Origin of the sequence: Xanthomonas sp. CPBF 426, assembly GCF_903989465.1 — a bacterium.
Classification (GTDB): domain Bacteria; phylum Pseudomonadota; class Gammaproteobacteria; order Xanthomonadales; family Xanthomonadaceae; genus Xanthomonas; species Xanthomonas euroxanthea.
The window spans coordinates 2,088,830-2,102,093 of record NZ_LR861805.1; the positions used below are offsets into that span (position 1 = coordinate 2,088,830).

Consider the following 13,264-nt stretch of genomic DNA (forward strand, 5'->3'; position numbering starts at 1 on the left):
TTTTCTTCAAGATTGGTGCGCCCGGAGAGATTCGAACTCCCGACCGCCTGGTTCGTAGCCAGGTACTCTATCCAACTGAGCTACGGGCGCATTATCTTGTTTTGACTTGCGTTTCGACTTGCAGATCCATCGCAGTGCGATAAGACCTTTTAACTAAAAAGACAGCGTTTGAAGGCTGTCTCTCGTTGTTCTGAAGATGGTGCGCCCGGAGAGATTCGAACTCCCGACCGCCTGGTTCGTAGCCAGGTACTCTATCCAACTGAGCTACGGGCGCGTCGTCAGGAGCGGAATTATGCGGATGCCTGGAGTGCTCGTCAATCCCTTTGTGAAAGTCGATCGTCGCTGCCCGCATCGCCAAGCTGCCGCCGCAGCGCAGCGGCAACGGCAGCAGGCGTCTTCATCCACGCAAAATGATCGCTACGCGCGCCCAGTTGCGCATCGTCCAGGGCGATGCGCTCGGCAGGTGCCTGCGGCATTTTCTGCAGCAAGGCCTGTAAGGCGCCGGGCGGGCCGAAGCGGTCGCGTGCGAAGGTCACTGCGCTGATCGGCGTGCGCAGTTGGCCCAGCGCCTGTTCGAGATTCCATGACGTGCCGGCCGCACGATAACGATTGCTGCGACCGACCTGCGCCCAATCGGCGATCAGGCTGCGCGCCTCGGTTCCGCCGAAACCGAGCGTTCGTCCATGCAGCACGCCCTGGGTACGTGCCAGCCATGGCAACAGTCGGAAGATCAGCGGCAGGCCGTAGCGCATCGGCACCGGGAAATTGCGCCAGTACGGCGAGCCGCTGCCGACCAGCCACAGCTGCGCAATCCGTGCAGGCTGCAACGCGGCATGGCAGCAGGCCAGTTGGCCGCCGAGGCTGTGACCGCCGAGCACGCACGGCAGCTGCGGGTCATGCAGGTCGAGCAGCGCCCTGCTGGCGGGAATATCGTCGGCAAGCAGCGTGCGATAGCCCCAGTCGTGCTGGCGCGAGGGGCGCAGGGTGCTGCTGCCATTGCCGCGCCATTCGTGCAGGTACACCGCAATGCCGGTGCCGGCCAGTGCATGCGCGAACGGCTGGTAGTGTCGCGCGGCGACCCCGAGTGCCGGCAGCCACAGCAGGCTGGCGATCGGCCGCGCCGGGGCGTGGCGCGGCACCTGCCAGGCATGTCCATCCACGGCGGTGACGGTGAGCGTGCTGGCGTGCACGCTCATGGGCTGGGCGCGGCACCGAAATGGTCCAGGACCAGCACCTCGCCGTGACCGGGGCTGTGGCCGAGGCGGATGGCGCGCGCGACGTAGTCGATGGCCGCTTCGCAGGCATTGAGCAGGGACAGGCCCTGGCACACCTGCGCGGCAATGGCCGCCGACAGGCTGCAGCCGGTGCCGTGCGCATCGACCTGCAGGCGCGGATGCATGAACACGTCCTGGGTGACGCCGTCATCGAAGCGGTCGATCACGCGCGTGCCCTCGTGCAGGTGACCGCCCTTGAGCAGCACTGCGTTGGCGCCGAGGTCGAGCAGTGCGGCGGTGGCGTGCTCGGCGGCATCGGCATCGTCGATGCGTCGGCCGGTCAGCAGCTCGGCTTCGGGCGTATTCGGCGTGATCAGCGTGGCCAGCGGCAGCAGGCGCGTGCGCAGCGCCTCCAGCGCGGCGTCTTCGAGCAGGCGGGCGCCGCTGGTGGACACCATCACCGGGTCGAGCACCACGAAGGGCGGGCGATGTCTTTCAAGCAGATCGGCCACGCAATGGATGACCTCGGCATTGGCGAGCATGCCGAGCTTGACCGCCTGGATCTGGAAGTCGGCAAAGCAGGCATCGATCTGCGCCCGCAGGAACGCGACCGGCGGGATATGCACGGCAGTGACGGCGCGGGTGTTCTGCGCGGTCAATGCAGCGATCGCCGACAAGCCGTGCACGCGGTGCGCGGCGAAGGTCTTGAGGTCGGCCTGGATGCCGGCACCACCGCCGGAATCGGAGCCGGCGATGGTCAGGGCGGACAGCGTGCTGGACGTGGTCATGGGGGGATTCTGCACTGCCGCCTGGCGGAAGTGCGGATCATTGCGTACGCCAGCGACGCCATTGCAGGTAGGCAATGTAGCCGGCACCGGTCAATCCGGTGAGGCCGGCTGGCAGGTAGAGCGCGTCGTAGTGCCAGCGCTGGAACAGCCAGGTGCCGAGCACGCTGCCGGCGAGAAAGCCGCTGATGATCAACCCGCTCAGCGTGAGCCGGCGCACCTGCAGCGGGCGCCCGCGCAGCAGGTGCCCCAGGCCGATGCCCAGGTCGGTGAACATGCCGCTCAGGTGCGTGGTGCGCACCGCGGCGCCACTGAGGGTGGTGGCCATGGCGTTCTGCAGCCCGCAGGCGCCTGCGGCGACCAGCGCGCCGCCGACGTGATGCAGCTTGAACAGCGGAATCGCGGCCAGCAACAGCAGCGCTTCGAGCAGCAGCGCCGCGCCGTAGCGCTGTCCGAGCCGCAGGACATCGTCCTGGATGATCAGGCCGCTGAGCATGGCGCCTGCGCAGAAGGCGATCAGGATGCCCCACAGGAAGCCGATCTCCGGTGCGCTGTCCTGCACCAGGGCCACGCCGAGCAGGCTGGTGGTGCCGGTGAGGTGGCTGACCACCTGGTGTTCGGAACCCAGGTAGCCGACCACGTTGACCATGCCGGCCACACCCGACAACGCGACCGCGCCGATCCAGACCCAGCGCGGCAGCAACAGGCCCATCGCCGGTCAGGGCGTGCCGTTGATGGCGATCTGCGAAAACGCGCCGGTTTGCGGGTCGTACAACGCGCCCCAGAACGCACTGCCGCCATCGCACACCCGGATCGCGTCCCTGGCCGGTTTCACTGGCGGATCGTTCGGCAGCCTGAAGGCGTTGATGTAGATCAGCTGCTGGCCCTGGATCACCACGCCGACGTACTGGCGGTCGAAATCACGTGGCTCGGGGATGGTCGGGGTCAAGGCATCCTGCCTGGATTCGAGCTGCTCGATCTGCTGCTGGCTCGGTGTCCAGTAGCCGGTGATCTGGCCAGGATGACGCGCCGGGCTGTCGCGCGAGCAGGTGTCCAGCACCTGCTCGGCGACGCTCTGGCGGGTGATGACCCAGGATTGCCCGCTCTTGAGGTTGGTGGGCACGCTGGCCGGAGGCGGCGTGGTCGCGCAGCCGGCAAGTGCCAGGACGGTGAACGCCGCCGCGCCGCGCAGCAGGTGCATCACAGCACCTCCGAGGCGAAGTCGGCCAGGCGCGACCGCTCGCCACGACGCAGCGTGATATGCGCGCTGTGCGGCCAGGCCTTGAAGCGGTCCACCGCATAGGTCAGGCCCGAGGTGGTCTCGGTGAGGTAGGGCGTATCGATCTGTTCGACATTGCCCAGGCACACGATCTTGGTGCCGGGGCCGGCACGGGTGATCAGCGTCTTCATCTGCTTGGGCGTGAGGTTCTGCGCTTCGTCCAGGATCAGGTAGCGCGACAGGAAGGTGCGCCCGCGCATGAAGTTCATCGAGCGGATCTTGATGCGGCTGGCGAGCAGGTCGTTGGTGGCCGCGCGGCCCCACGAGCCGCCTTCCTGGTTGTGGGTGAGCACTTCCAGGTTGTCGGTCAGTGCGCCCATCCACGGGGTCATCTTTTCCTCTTCGGTGCCGGGCAGAAAGCCGATGTCTTCGCCGACGCTGACGGTGGCGCGGGTCATGATGATTTCGCGGTAACGCTGCTGATCCATCGTCTGCGCCAGGCCGGCGGCCAGGGCGAGCAAGGTCTTGCCGGTACCGGCGGTGCCGAGCAGGGTGACGAAATCGATCTCCGGGTCCATCAAGGCATTGAGCGCGAAGTTCTGCTCGCGGTTGCGCGCCACGATGCCCCACACCGCGTGCTGGCCGCTGCGGAAATCGTCGACCAGGCACAGCGTGGCCTTGCCGCCGCCGACCTTGGCCACGCGCAGTTCCACTTCGTCCTCGCCCGGCAGATACAGGTACTGGTTCGGATACCAGTCCTCGTCGTCGGCCAGCACGATCTCGTAATGGGTGCGGCCACGCTCGTTCCAGCTGCGCAGGTCCTGGTTGTGCTTTTCCCAGAAGTTTTCCGGCAGCTCGATGGCGCCGGTGAACAGCAGGCTGAAATCGTCCAGCGCGCGATCGTTCTGGTAGTCCTCGGCATTCAGGCCGCTGATGTAGGCCTTGATGCGCAGGTTGATGTCCTTGGACACCAGGATGACCGGTACATCCGGATTCTCCTCGCACAGCGCCAGCACCGATGCCAGGATCTTGTTGTCCGGAATCATCGCGCCGAAGGTGCGGCCCGGGTCGATCGGATGGATCTGGAAATACAGCCGGCCGATCGCGGCCTGGCCCTTGAGCTGGATGCCCTGCGGATGGCTGAGCAGGATGCCGGCCTGGATCTGCTCGGCGTTGGTGTTCTCCAGCAATTCGTCCAGGAAGCGGCTGACCTGGCGCGCATTCCGGCTGACTTCGGACGTGCCCTTCTTGGCGTTGTCCAGTTCCTCGATCACCTGCATCGGCAGGAACACATCGTGTTCCTCGAATTTGAACAGCGCGGTGGGATCGTGCATCAGCACGTTGGTGTCCAGCACGTAGATGCGCTTGCCTCGGGTCATTGGGTCTTCCAAGTGATGGAACAGGGGCGAGCCATCACGCCTGCGGGGCAGGGTGATGGAGGACACGGGAAACCAGGGGGCGTCACTGTCTGGCGTGCGCCTTCAACGCGGCCAGCACGGCGTCGGCGTGGCCGGCCACCTTGACCTTGCGCCAGGCCTGCACCACCACCCCTTCGGGCGACAGCAGGAAGGTGCTGCGCTCGATACCGAGCACCTGCTTGCCGTACATGTTCTTTTCCTTGATCACGTCGAAGGCGCGGCATAGCGCCTGATCGCCATCGCTGACCAGCGGGAAGGCAAAGCCCTGCTTGGCGCAGAAATTGTCGTGCGACTTCACCGAGTCGCGCGACACGCCCAACACGACCGCGCCGGCCTGCGTGAACTGCGGCAGCAGCGCATTGAAATCCAGGCCTTCAGTGGTGCAGCCGGGTGTGCTGTCCTTCGGGTAGAAGTACAGCACCAGCCATTTGCCGGCGTAGCCGCGCAAGGTGGTCTGAATGCCACCGGACAGCGACAGTGGCAGGTCCAGGCTTGCGGCGGGGAGGTCAAGTACAGCGTCGGTCATCGTTGCTCAGCCCAAAGTGGAGGGGCGTGCGGCGCGGTCATGCCGGGCCGACGTCCATCCCATCATAAGCAGCCACGTGGAAACGTTTGGCAAGCGCGTCGAACTGCGCATTGCGCTGATTCAGCGACTCGATGGTGTGCTGTTCCAGCTTGTCCACATGCAGGAAGTAGGACTCCTCGTCGTCGCCATCGTCTTCGTCGCGTTCGCCGAGGAAGATGTCGATGACGCGATAGCCGTCCTGGGTCAGTTGCGCGGCGAGCTGTTGCAGCGGTTGCTGCGCCGGGTCGGCGAAGAAATATTCCCAGCGCAACGGCCCGTCGAGATTCCAGTCGGTCTCGGAGCGGATGTGCTCGAACATCTGTTTCAGTGCGGAAAGGGCAATGGCCATCGGGACGTCTGCCTCAGAACTTCATCGGGTCCATGATCGCGTCGAGATTGAGGTGATCACAGAATTCCAGGAAATCATCGCGCAGTGCGGCGATGTGCATGTTGGCCGGCACGCCGATCGTCACCTGCGCAGAGAACATCTCCGCGCCGGTCTGCATGGCGCGGTAGCGCGTGCTCTGCAGGTTCTCGATGGTGATGCCCTGGCGGTCGAAGAAATCGGCCAGCTGGAACAGGATGCCCGGCTTGTCGGCGGCGATGACTTCGACGATGTAGGGCAGCAGGTTGGACTGGGTCTGCTTGGGGCCGGTGCGGTACCACACCAGCTTCAGGCCTTCCTCGCGCTCGAGGCGGGTCAGCATGGCCTCCAGCTTGGCGACCGAGTCCCAGGAGCCGGTGGCCAGGGCGGTGACCGAGACATCGCGCCCCACCGTGGCCAGGCGGGCGTCCACGAGATTGCAGCCGCTATCGGCGATGCGGCGGGTGACGGGCAACAGGGGGGACTCCGGATGCGTCGTGTAGGCGTTGATCAGGAGGTGGTTTTCGGTCGGCGAGGGCCGGGGAGTCGAGTCGGTCAAAGGGGCTTCCGGCATTGCATCAGGCTGAATGGCCGCCCGGGCAGGCGCCCTGGCGGTGACCAGCATACTTGCCCGTGGTTTCGCGCCGCAAGTAACATGCAGGCGGCCACAACCCGCGTGCGCGCGGGCCTTTCCTGTCACGTAAGAGCAGCAGAATCTTGTCCCTTTCCGGCATCATCACCGCGCTGGCGACCCCTTTCGGTCCGGACGGCGCACTCGACCTGGATGCCTGGCGGCGGTTGCTGGAACAGCAACTGCACGGCGGCGTGCAGGGAATCGTCGTCGCCGGTTCCACCGGCGAGGCCGCCGCATTGAGCGACGAGGAGTACGACACCTTGTTGCGTGCCGCCGTCGCGCAGGTGGCCGGCCGCGTGCCGGTGCTGGCCGGCACCGGCCTGTCGGGCACCGCCAAGACCATCGCGCAGACGCGCCGCGCCGCTGCGCTGGGTGCGCAGTACGCGCTGGTGGTGACGCCGCCGTACGTGCGTCCGACCCAGGCCGGCCTGCAGGCGCATTTCCTGGCGGTTGCCGACAACGGCGGGTTGCCGGTGGTGCTGTACAACGTGCCTGGCCGCACCGGATGCGACCTGTTGCCGGAGACGGTTGCCGCGCTGGTCGGGCATCCGAACATCGTCGGCATCAAGGAAGCGCGCAGCGAGCCGGAGCGCGTGGCCGCGCTGGTGGCGCTGCGCAGCGAGTCCTTCGTGGTGCTCAGCGGTGATGACGGCAGCGCCGCGCAGGCGATGCTGTCCGGCGCCGACGGGTTGGTTTCGGTGGCGTCCAACGCCTTGCCGTCGGCCTATCGGCGCCTGTGCGACCTGGCCCGCGACGGCCAGCGCGAGGCGGCCACCACGTGGGACGCACGCCTGAGCGAGTACCACAGTTTCTGCGGCATCGAATCCAATCCCATCCCGGTCAAGGCGCTGCTGCAGCGCGCCGGGATCGGGCACGGCCTGCGTTTGCCGTTACTGCCCCTTTCTGCGGCGCACCAGCCTGCCGCCGACCGCCTTGCCGCCGACGCTGTTGCGTTGGAAGCGCTTTCCAGCCGCGAAATGCTCGCGGCCTGACCCAGGAGATCTATCGATGCGTCATTCCGTTTCCCCCGTCCGCGTGCTCTCGCTCGCGTTGCTGGCGACCGCCACCGTCGCCGCCACGAGCGGTTGCAGCTGGTTCCACAAGGGCGCACGCGGTGACTACGCGCTGGCCCCGGAAGCCCGTCCGCTGGAAGTGCCGCCGGATCTGAACCTGCCCGATACCTCCGGCGCGATGAAGGTGCCGACGCTGGCTTCGACCGCGCAGCAGAACACCTCGGCGCCGCCGTCTGCCAGCGCCAACAGCGGCTTCACCGTGCCGGGCGAGCGCGACGAGGTGTTCGCCAAGGTCGGTGCGGCACTGGCCGACATTCCCGGCCTGACCATCGCCAGCAAGGCGCAGATGCTCGGTTCCTATGACGTGAGCTACGAAGGGTCCAGCTTCCTGGTGCGCGTTGTGAAGGTCGACGCCGGTAGCTACGTGTCGGCAGTGGATCCGCGCGGCATGCCGGCCACCGCGGCAGCGCCGGTGGCGGTGATCACTGCGTTGAAGGGCAAGCTGGGCGGCTGAGGCCGCTGCAGCCATCGCAGACAGCAGAACGGGCGCTTCGGGCGCCCGTTTTGCGTTTCTGATGCGGTGTCATCGCTGCGCAGCCGTGGTGTTGCTGCGGCTGAGGGCGGTCAGGCGCTATGTCAGCGCTGCAGCAGCGGCAGCTTGTTCGGCTTGCCGTCCCATTCGGCGGCATCGGGCAGCGGCTCCTGGCGCACGGTCAGCACCGGCCAGGCCTTGGCCAGCTCGGCGTTGAGCGCGACGAAGCCTTCCTGGCCTGCCGGGACGTCGTCTTCCGGGTAGATCGCGTTGGCCGGGCATTCCGGCTCGCACAGCGTGCAGTCGATGCACTCATCCGGGTCGATGACCAGGAAGTTCGGGCCGACATGGAAGCAATCCACCGGACAGACCTCGACACAGTCGGTGTATTTGCACTTGATGCAGTTTTCGGTGACAACAAAAGGCATGGCGGAATCCGGCGTTTAGCCTGTCAATTCTAAAGCAGTCCGGTGGCCGGTGTGGGGTTGGCGGGGATTTGTCGGCCTCCAGCCCTGGCCGCTCGGCGCGGTCCTGACCGTCTCCGGTCAGGCCAGCCCGCGCTGCCTGGCCAGTGCGAACAATCCCGTGGCAGCCAGATCTTCCCGATGCAGCTGCGTCCGCACGCCCAACTGCGCCAGCGCCAGCGCGTAGCGCTGTGCCAGGCCGGGGCTGCCGACCAGGTGCACGGTGGCGTGATCGCCGCGGTGCTCGCGCAGCTCGTGGCCGATCAGCAGGCCCGACAGATAGGACGGCAGCGCGGCGGCGGTGAGGCGGTCGAACAAACCCAGGGTGCGCGCGCCGAACAGGTGGTGGCTGAGCCCGCCGGGCTCGGCGCTGCGATCGACGCCTTGCGCGAATGCGTCGGTGTCCAGGTCCGCAGGATCGTCCTGCATCAGCTTGCCCAGGATGCTGTGCTGGCGCAGCACCGCATACAGCTCGCCGGTCATGACGGTGGCAAAACCGGTCAGCTGGCCGTGGTCGAGCCGTGCCCATTTGCTATGGGTTCCGGGCAGGCAGGCGACGTGCGTGCCGTCGCCGAGCGCGGCGAGCAGGCCGACCAGCTGGGTTTCCTCGCCCCGCATGACATCGGGTACGCCGTGCTGCTGGCCGGTGCTCACGCCGGGCACGAACCACAGCGTGCGTCCGGGCAGCAGGTCGTCGTAGCTGCGCATCGCCTGCGCCAGCGCGGCGGTATCGGCCGGGCAGGGCAGATAGGCCTGTTCGACCCAGCCATTGCGGCTGCCGATCATGCCCGACAGCAGCAGCGGGCCGTCCCAGCCCTCGATCAGCGTGCTCAGCACCTCGCCGAAGCGGCCCTGGCAGGCCAGGATGCCGTCGCTGCCGCGGCGCTGCTCCAACACCTGGCCGTCGGCAGCGAGCAGATAGCCGCGCAGGCTGCTGGTGCCCCAGTCGATGGCGATCATGCGCTGGCCACCCGACTCTCGGGCAGGCCGTCGATCGCCACGTCGCAGACGTACAGGCCGCCGGCTTCCGGGGTGCGGGCCAGTTCCTCGGCGCTGTGGTCCAGGCGCGAGCTGATCACGTGCAGGCGGTCCAGCGCGGCGCCGCCGAAGGCGCTGCAGGTGGGGTGCTTGACCGGCACTTGCACGATGCGCTCGATGCTGCCGTCGGGGCGGTAGCGCACCACGCGCCAGGCACGCCACTGCGCATTCCACAGATGGCCCTGGCTGTCGATGATGGAGCCGTCCGGCTCGGCATCGTCGCGGTCCAGCGTGGTGAACACGCGCACGTTGCTGGTCTGGGCGGTGTCGGCATCGTAATCGCAGCACAGGATCTGCGGGCGCAGCGAGTCGCAGTAGTACAGCGTGCGGCCGTCGGGGCTGAAGCAGATCGAGTTGGGGATCGACACGCCCGGCAGCGGCAACGCACGCAGGCCGTGGCGCAGCGAGAACTGGTACATCGCGCCGCGTGCGGCCTTGTGGTCGTGCTCGTCCATGGTGCCGAACACGAGGTTGCCGTTGCGGTCGGCGCGGCCATCGTTGCTGCGCGTATGCGGGTTGTCGGCTTCGATATCGGCCAGGTGCTGGAGCGGCAGGCTGTCGCCGTCGGCATTGTCTGGGTCGGCGATGCAGATCGACTTGGCCAGCGCGATCAGCACGCGGCCGTCGTCCATCAATCCCAGGCAGCCGGGGCGGTCCGGCAACGTCCAGTACCGGGTGTGGCCGCTGTGCGGATGATGCCGCCACAGGCGCTTCTCGCTGATGTCCACCCAGTACAGCGCTTCACGCTGCTCGCACCACAGCACGCCTTCGCCATGCGTGCAGCGGCTGTCGACCGCCAGCACGGCGGTGTGTTCGGGCGTGCTCACCATTCGGCGATGCTGCCATCGCTGTGACGCCAGACCGGGTTGCGCCAGTCCGGCGGATTTTCGTTTGCGCGCTTGAGCATGTCTTCGTCGATCTCCACACCGAGCCCGGGCTTGGGCAGGGCGGCGATACTGCCATCGACACACTGAAAATCGTCTTTATTGATGACGTAGTCGAGCAGGTCGGCACCTTCGTTGTAGTGGATGCCGATGCTCTGTTCCTGCAGCACCGCGTTGTGCGACACGAAGTCCACGTGCAGGCAGGCGGCCAGCGCGATCGGGCCGAGCGGGCAGTGCGGCGCGAAGCCGACATCGTAGGCCTCGGCCATCGCGGCGATCTTGACGCACTCGGTGATGCCGCCGGCATGCGACAGGTCCGGCTGCACCATGCCGATCCCGCCGGCGCACAGCACGTTCTTGAATTCGAAGCGCGAGAACATGCGCTCGCCGGCGGCCAGCGGAATCGAGGTGCTTGCGGCCAGGCGCGGGTAGTACTCGGCCTGCTCGGCCAGCACCGGTTCCTCGACGAACAGCGGCTTGAACGGTTCCAGCTCGCGCAGCAGCGCCTTGGCCATCGGCGCGCCGACGCGGCCGTGGAAGTCGATGCCGAAGTCGATGGTGTTGCCGAAGGCCTCGCGGATCTCGGCCACCTTGACCACCGCCGCATCGACCGCGCGCGCGCTGTCGATCAGCTTCATTTCCTCGGTGCCGTTGAACTTGAAGGTGTCAAAGCCCAGCGCGCGGTAGTCGGTGATCTGCTGGATGATCGCGCCCGGGCGGTCGCCGCCGACCCAACGATAGGTCTTCATGCGATCGCGCACCAGCCCGCCCAGCAACTCGTACACCGGCACGCCCAACGCCTTGCCCTTGATGTCCCACAAGGCCTGGTCGATGCCGGCGATGGCGCTCATCAGGATGGCGCCGCCGCGGTAGAAACCGGCGCGGTACATGGTCTGCCACAGGTCGTTGATGCGCGCCGGATCCTTGCCGATCACATAGCCGGCCAGTTCATGCACGGCAGCTTCCACCGAGCGCGCGCGGCCTTCGATGACCGGCTCTCCCCAGCCGGTGATGCCCTCGTCGGTCTCGACCTTGAGGAACAGCCAGCGCGGTGCGGCATGGTAGGTGGTGAGGCGGGTGATCTTCATCCTTGCAGTTCCTGGTAGGCCTGCACGAAGGCGCGTGCATGCGTCTGGGTCGTTTCGAGGGATTGCGCGGGTTTGTACAGTTCGCCACCGATGCCGGCGCCGGCGGCGCCCTGGGCAAGGAAGCCGGCCAGGGTCTGCGGGCTGACGCCGCCGACCACGTAGACCGGAATGTGGGTGGGCAGCACCGAGCGCAGCGCGCGCACGTGCGCCGCGCCATAGGTCGCCGCCGGGAACAGCTTCAGGATCGTTGCGCCGGCATCGATGGCGTCGAACGCCTCGCTGGCGGTGGCGAAACCGGCCACCACGGTGAGCCCGCGCGACACCGCATGGCGGATCAGCGACGGGCGCGTGTTCGGGGTGACGATGAAGCGCGCACCAATCTCGGCCAGGGTGTCGACATCGTCGTTGCGCAGCACGGTGCCGGCGCCGATCCAGGCGCGCTCGCCGTAGGTCTGCTGCGCGAGCGCGATGCTCTCGGCCCAGCGCGGCGAATTGAGCGGGATCTCGATCGCGTCGAAACCGGCGTCGATCAGTGCACCGACATGGTCGAGCGTTTCTTCCGGCGTGATGCCACGCAGGATGGCGATCAGTGGCAGGGCGAACAGGCTGGCGGTGGTGTCTGAGGTCATCGTGTTACTCGCGATAGAGCGGAAAACGGCCATCGGCGACCGAAGGGCCGCCAACGTCGGGGGAGGGTGCAGCGCTGCACGGCGCTGCGCGGAGGATGGCAGGCAGCGACGACGCGGTGGCTGCGGCACCTGCGTGCGCACTCCAACGGCCTGCAATTGGCCGGCAAGTTGCCGTCATCGTCGTCCACCTCCGCAATCATGGCGTGCGTGTTGCCATCTCGTGGAAGATGGGGTCACGTCTGTTCTGGCCGCGCCCGGGAGGTAGGGGCTCCTGCTGCGGCGTTCGATAGCCTCGCGCGCGGAGATATGTGCTGCAAATGAAATTTTCGGCATATTCTATTCCTCCTACGAATACACCTGCGTGGCGATACTCCATGGCAAATTCCAGCACTCCCTGGTTCAACGCTGCCCGCCTCAAGACGCGCCAGCTGCTGCTGCTGCTGCATCTGCACGAACAACGCTCGGTGCTGCGCGCGGCCGAGGCCGCCAGCATGACGCAACCGGCCGCCTCCAAGCTGCTGGCGGAAATGGAAGACATGCTGGGGGTGAAACTGTTCGAGCGACATGCCCGCGGGGTGGAGCCTACCTGGTACGGCCATGTGCTGATCCGGCGTGCGCGTGCGGCGATGTCGGAGATTGGCCGGGCGCAGGAGGAAATCGCCGCGTTGCGGGCCGGGCGCATGGGCCAGGCCTCGATCGGCACGGTGGTCAATCCAGGCACCAACCTGGTGCCGCAGGCGATCGCCGAGGTCAAGCGCGAGTTCCCCGACATCCTGGTGCGGGTGGAAATGGACTACAGCCGTCCGCTGGTGGCCAAGTTGCTGGACGGCCAGCTGGATATCGTGATCGGCCGCATCCTGGGGCCCGAGGGCGTGGGCGAGCTGGAATTCGAGCCGCTGGCCGACGAGCCGCATTCGGTGATCGCGCGGGCCGGCCATCCGCTGGCCAGCCGGGTCGGCCTGCAGCATGCGGACCTGGTACGGCATGGCTGGATCCTGCCGCCAGCCGACAGCGTGCTGCGCGCGCGGCTGGACTCGATGTTCATGGAGCACGGCGTGCAGACGCCGACCAATGCGATCGAGACCTCGTCGCTGCCGGTGACCTCCACGCTGCTGCGCGGCACCGACATGCTGACCGCCTTGCCGGTGGAATCGGTGGCGCCGCTGATCCAGGCCAAGCTGCTGACCGTGCTGCCGATCGAACTGGGTGTGCGCATGGAGTCGTTCGGCATCATCCGCCGGCGCGATTACATCCTGCCGCCGGGGGCCGAGCGCATCCTGCAGGCGCTGCGCACCACTGCACGGCGTTTGTATCCGGCCTTGCGCGGGCCGGAATCCACTGGATAAGCGGGCTCTTCCATTCGTATTCCAGAAGGGCATACCAGGCTGTGAATTTTTCATTGGCTGGCGCTAGACCA

The 13,264-nt window shown here is 66.9% G+C and carries 16 protein-coding genes and 2 tRNA genes; 3 read left to right on the forward strand and 15 right to left on the reverse strand.

Features of this window, described 5'->3' with window-relative positions; all coding sequences use genetic code 11:
* Window positions 1-13: 13 nt before the first annotated feature.
* The 10 genes from H7A87_RS09000 to H7A87_RS09045 all read right to left on the reverse strand — a co-directional run bounded on the left by H7A87_RS09000 (window position 14) and on the right by H7A87_RS09045 (window position 6,190).
* Window positions 14-90 (reverse strand) — tRNA-Arg (locus tag H7A87_RS09000).
* A 107-nt stretch (window positions 91-197) separates the two neighbouring features.
* A tRNA-Arg gene (locus tag H7A87_RS09005) sits at window positions 198-274 on the reverse strand.
* Window positions 275-314: 40 nt separating this feature from the next.
* Window positions 315-1,196, reverse strand: coding sequence for an alpha/beta fold hydrolase (locus H7A87_RS09010; RefSeq protein WP_119128398.1), 882 nt, complete (start codon window positions 1,194-1,196; stop codon window positions 315-317).
* Window positions 1,193-2,002 carry a bifunctional hydroxymethylpyrimidine kinase/phosphomethylpyrimidine kinase gene (thiD, locus tag H7A87_RS09015; RefSeq protein ID WP_180496953.1) on the reverse strand — a complete coding sequence of 270 codons (810 nt, stop codon included), beginning with the start codon at window positions 2,000-2,002 and terminating at the stop codon, window positions 1,193-1,195. Before thiD ends, H7A87_RS09010 begins: the two co-directional genes overlap by 4 nt.
* A 37-nt stretch (window positions 2,003-2,039) precedes the next feature.
* Window positions 2,040-2,711, reverse strand: coding sequence for a YoaK family protein (locus tag H7A87_RS09020; protein ID WP_104582907.1), 672 nt, complete (start codon window positions 2,709-2,711; stop codon window positions 2,040-2,042).
* A 6-nt stretch (window positions 2,712-2,717) separates the two neighbouring features.
* Window positions 2,718-3,200, reverse strand: a complete 483-nt coding sequence (locus H7A87_RS09025) for a hypothetical protein (RefSeq protein ID WP_104648538.1) — start codon at window positions 3,198-3,200, stop codon at window positions 2,718-2,720.
* The gene (locus H7A87_RS09030; protein WP_104582909.1) at window positions 3,200-4,597 is read right to left on the reverse strand and encodes a PhoH family protein; all 1,398 of its coding nucleotides are present in this window, start codon (window positions 4,595-4,597) and stop codon (window positions 3,200-3,202) included. The genes H7A87_RS09025 and H7A87_RS09030 overlap by 1 nt, the downstream gene beginning before the upstream one ends.
* Before the next feature lie 82 nt (window positions 4,598-4,679).
* Window positions 4,680-5,162 (reverse strand): peroxiredoxin, encoded by a 483-nt coding sequence (locus tag H7A87_RS09035; protein ID WP_104582910.1) that lies wholly within the window; start codon window positions 5,160-5,162, stop codon window positions 4,680-4,682.
* Window positions 5,163-5,199: 37 nt separating this feature from the next.
* The gene (locus tag H7A87_RS09040; RefSeq protein ID WP_104582911.1) at window positions 5,200-5,550 is read right to left on the reverse strand and encodes a ribonuclease E inhibitor RraB; all 351 of its coding nucleotides are present in this window, start codon (window positions 5,548-5,550) and stop codon (window positions 5,200-5,202) included.
* Window positions 5,551-5,563: 13 nt separating this feature from the next.
* Complete coding sequence (locus tag H7A87_RS09045; RefSeq protein WP_002813792.1) at window positions 5,564-6,190, reverse strand: glycine cleavage system protein R; 627 nt, start codon at window positions 6,188-6,190, stop codon at window positions 5,564-5,566.
* A 92-nt stretch (window positions 6,191-6,282) separates the two neighbouring features.
* Between H7A87_RS09045 and dapA the strand changes: the two genes are divergently transcribed.
* Together dapA and H7A87_RS09055 are read left to right on the forward strand one after the other, a co-directional pair.
* Window positions 6,283-7,191 (forward strand): 4-hydroxy-tetrahydrodipicolinate synthase, encoded by a 909-nt coding sequence (gene dapA / locus H7A87_RS09050; protein WP_104648540.1) that lies wholly within the window; start codon window positions 6,283-6,285, stop codon window positions 7,189-7,191.
* A 16-nt stretch (window positions 7,192-7,207) separates the two neighbouring features.
* Window positions 7,208-7,726, forward strand: a complete 519-nt coding sequence (locus H7A87_RS09055) for a hypothetical protein (protein ID WP_104582913.1) — start codon at window positions 7,208-7,210, stop codon at window positions 7,724-7,726.
* Window positions 7,727-7,848: 122 nt separating this feature from the next.
* Here H7A87_RS09055 and fdxA read toward each other — a convergent pair whose 3' ends face one another.
* From fdxA to H7A87_RS09080, 5 genes are all read right to left on the reverse strand, one after another.
* Complete coding sequence (gene fdxA, locus H7A87_RS09060) at window positions 7,849-8,172, reverse strand: ferredoxin FdxA (RefSeq protein ID WP_006453280.1); 324 nt, start codon at window positions 8,170-8,172, stop codon at window positions 7,849-7,851.
* Window positions 8,173-8,289: 117 nt separating this feature from the next.
* Entirely contained in the window at window positions 8,290-9,168 is an 879-nt protein-coding gene (locus tag H7A87_RS09065; protein WP_119128400.1) for a 2-dehydro-3-deoxygalactonokinase, read from the reverse strand.
* Entirely contained in the window at window positions 9,165-10,076 is a 912-nt protein-coding gene (locus tag H7A87_RS09070) for an SMP-30/gluconolactonase/LRE family protein (RefSeq protein ID WP_119128401.1), read from the reverse strand. Before H7A87_RS09070 ends, H7A87_RS09065 begins: the two co-directional genes overlap by 4 nt.
* The gene (gene dgoD / locus H7A87_RS09075; RefSeq protein ID WP_104582916.1) at window positions 10,070-11,218 is read right to left on the reverse strand and encodes a galactonate dehydratase; all 1,149 of its coding nucleotides are present in this window, start codon (window positions 11,216-11,218) and stop codon (window positions 10,070-10,072) included. The genes H7A87_RS09070 and dgoD overlap by 7 nt, the downstream gene beginning before the upstream one ends.
* The gene (locus tag H7A87_RS09080) at window positions 11,215-11,847 is read right to left on the reverse strand and encodes a 2-dehydro-3-deoxy-6-phosphogalactonate aldolase (RefSeq protein ID WP_104582917.1); all 633 of its coding nucleotides are present in this window, start codon (window positions 11,845-11,847) and stop codon (window positions 11,215-11,217) included. The genes dgoD and H7A87_RS09080 overlap by 4 nt, the downstream gene beginning before the upstream one ends.
* 374 nt (window positions 11,848-12,221) lie before the next feature.
* Here H7A87_RS09080 and H7A87_RS09085 point away from each other — a divergent pair, with 374 nt between their 5' ends.
* Window positions 12,222-13,193, forward strand: a complete 972-nt coding sequence (locus H7A87_RS09085; protein WP_104582918.1) for a LysR family transcriptional regulator — start codon at window positions 12,222-12,224, stop codon at window positions 13,191-13,193.
* Window positions 13,194-13,264: the final 71 nt, after the last annotated feature.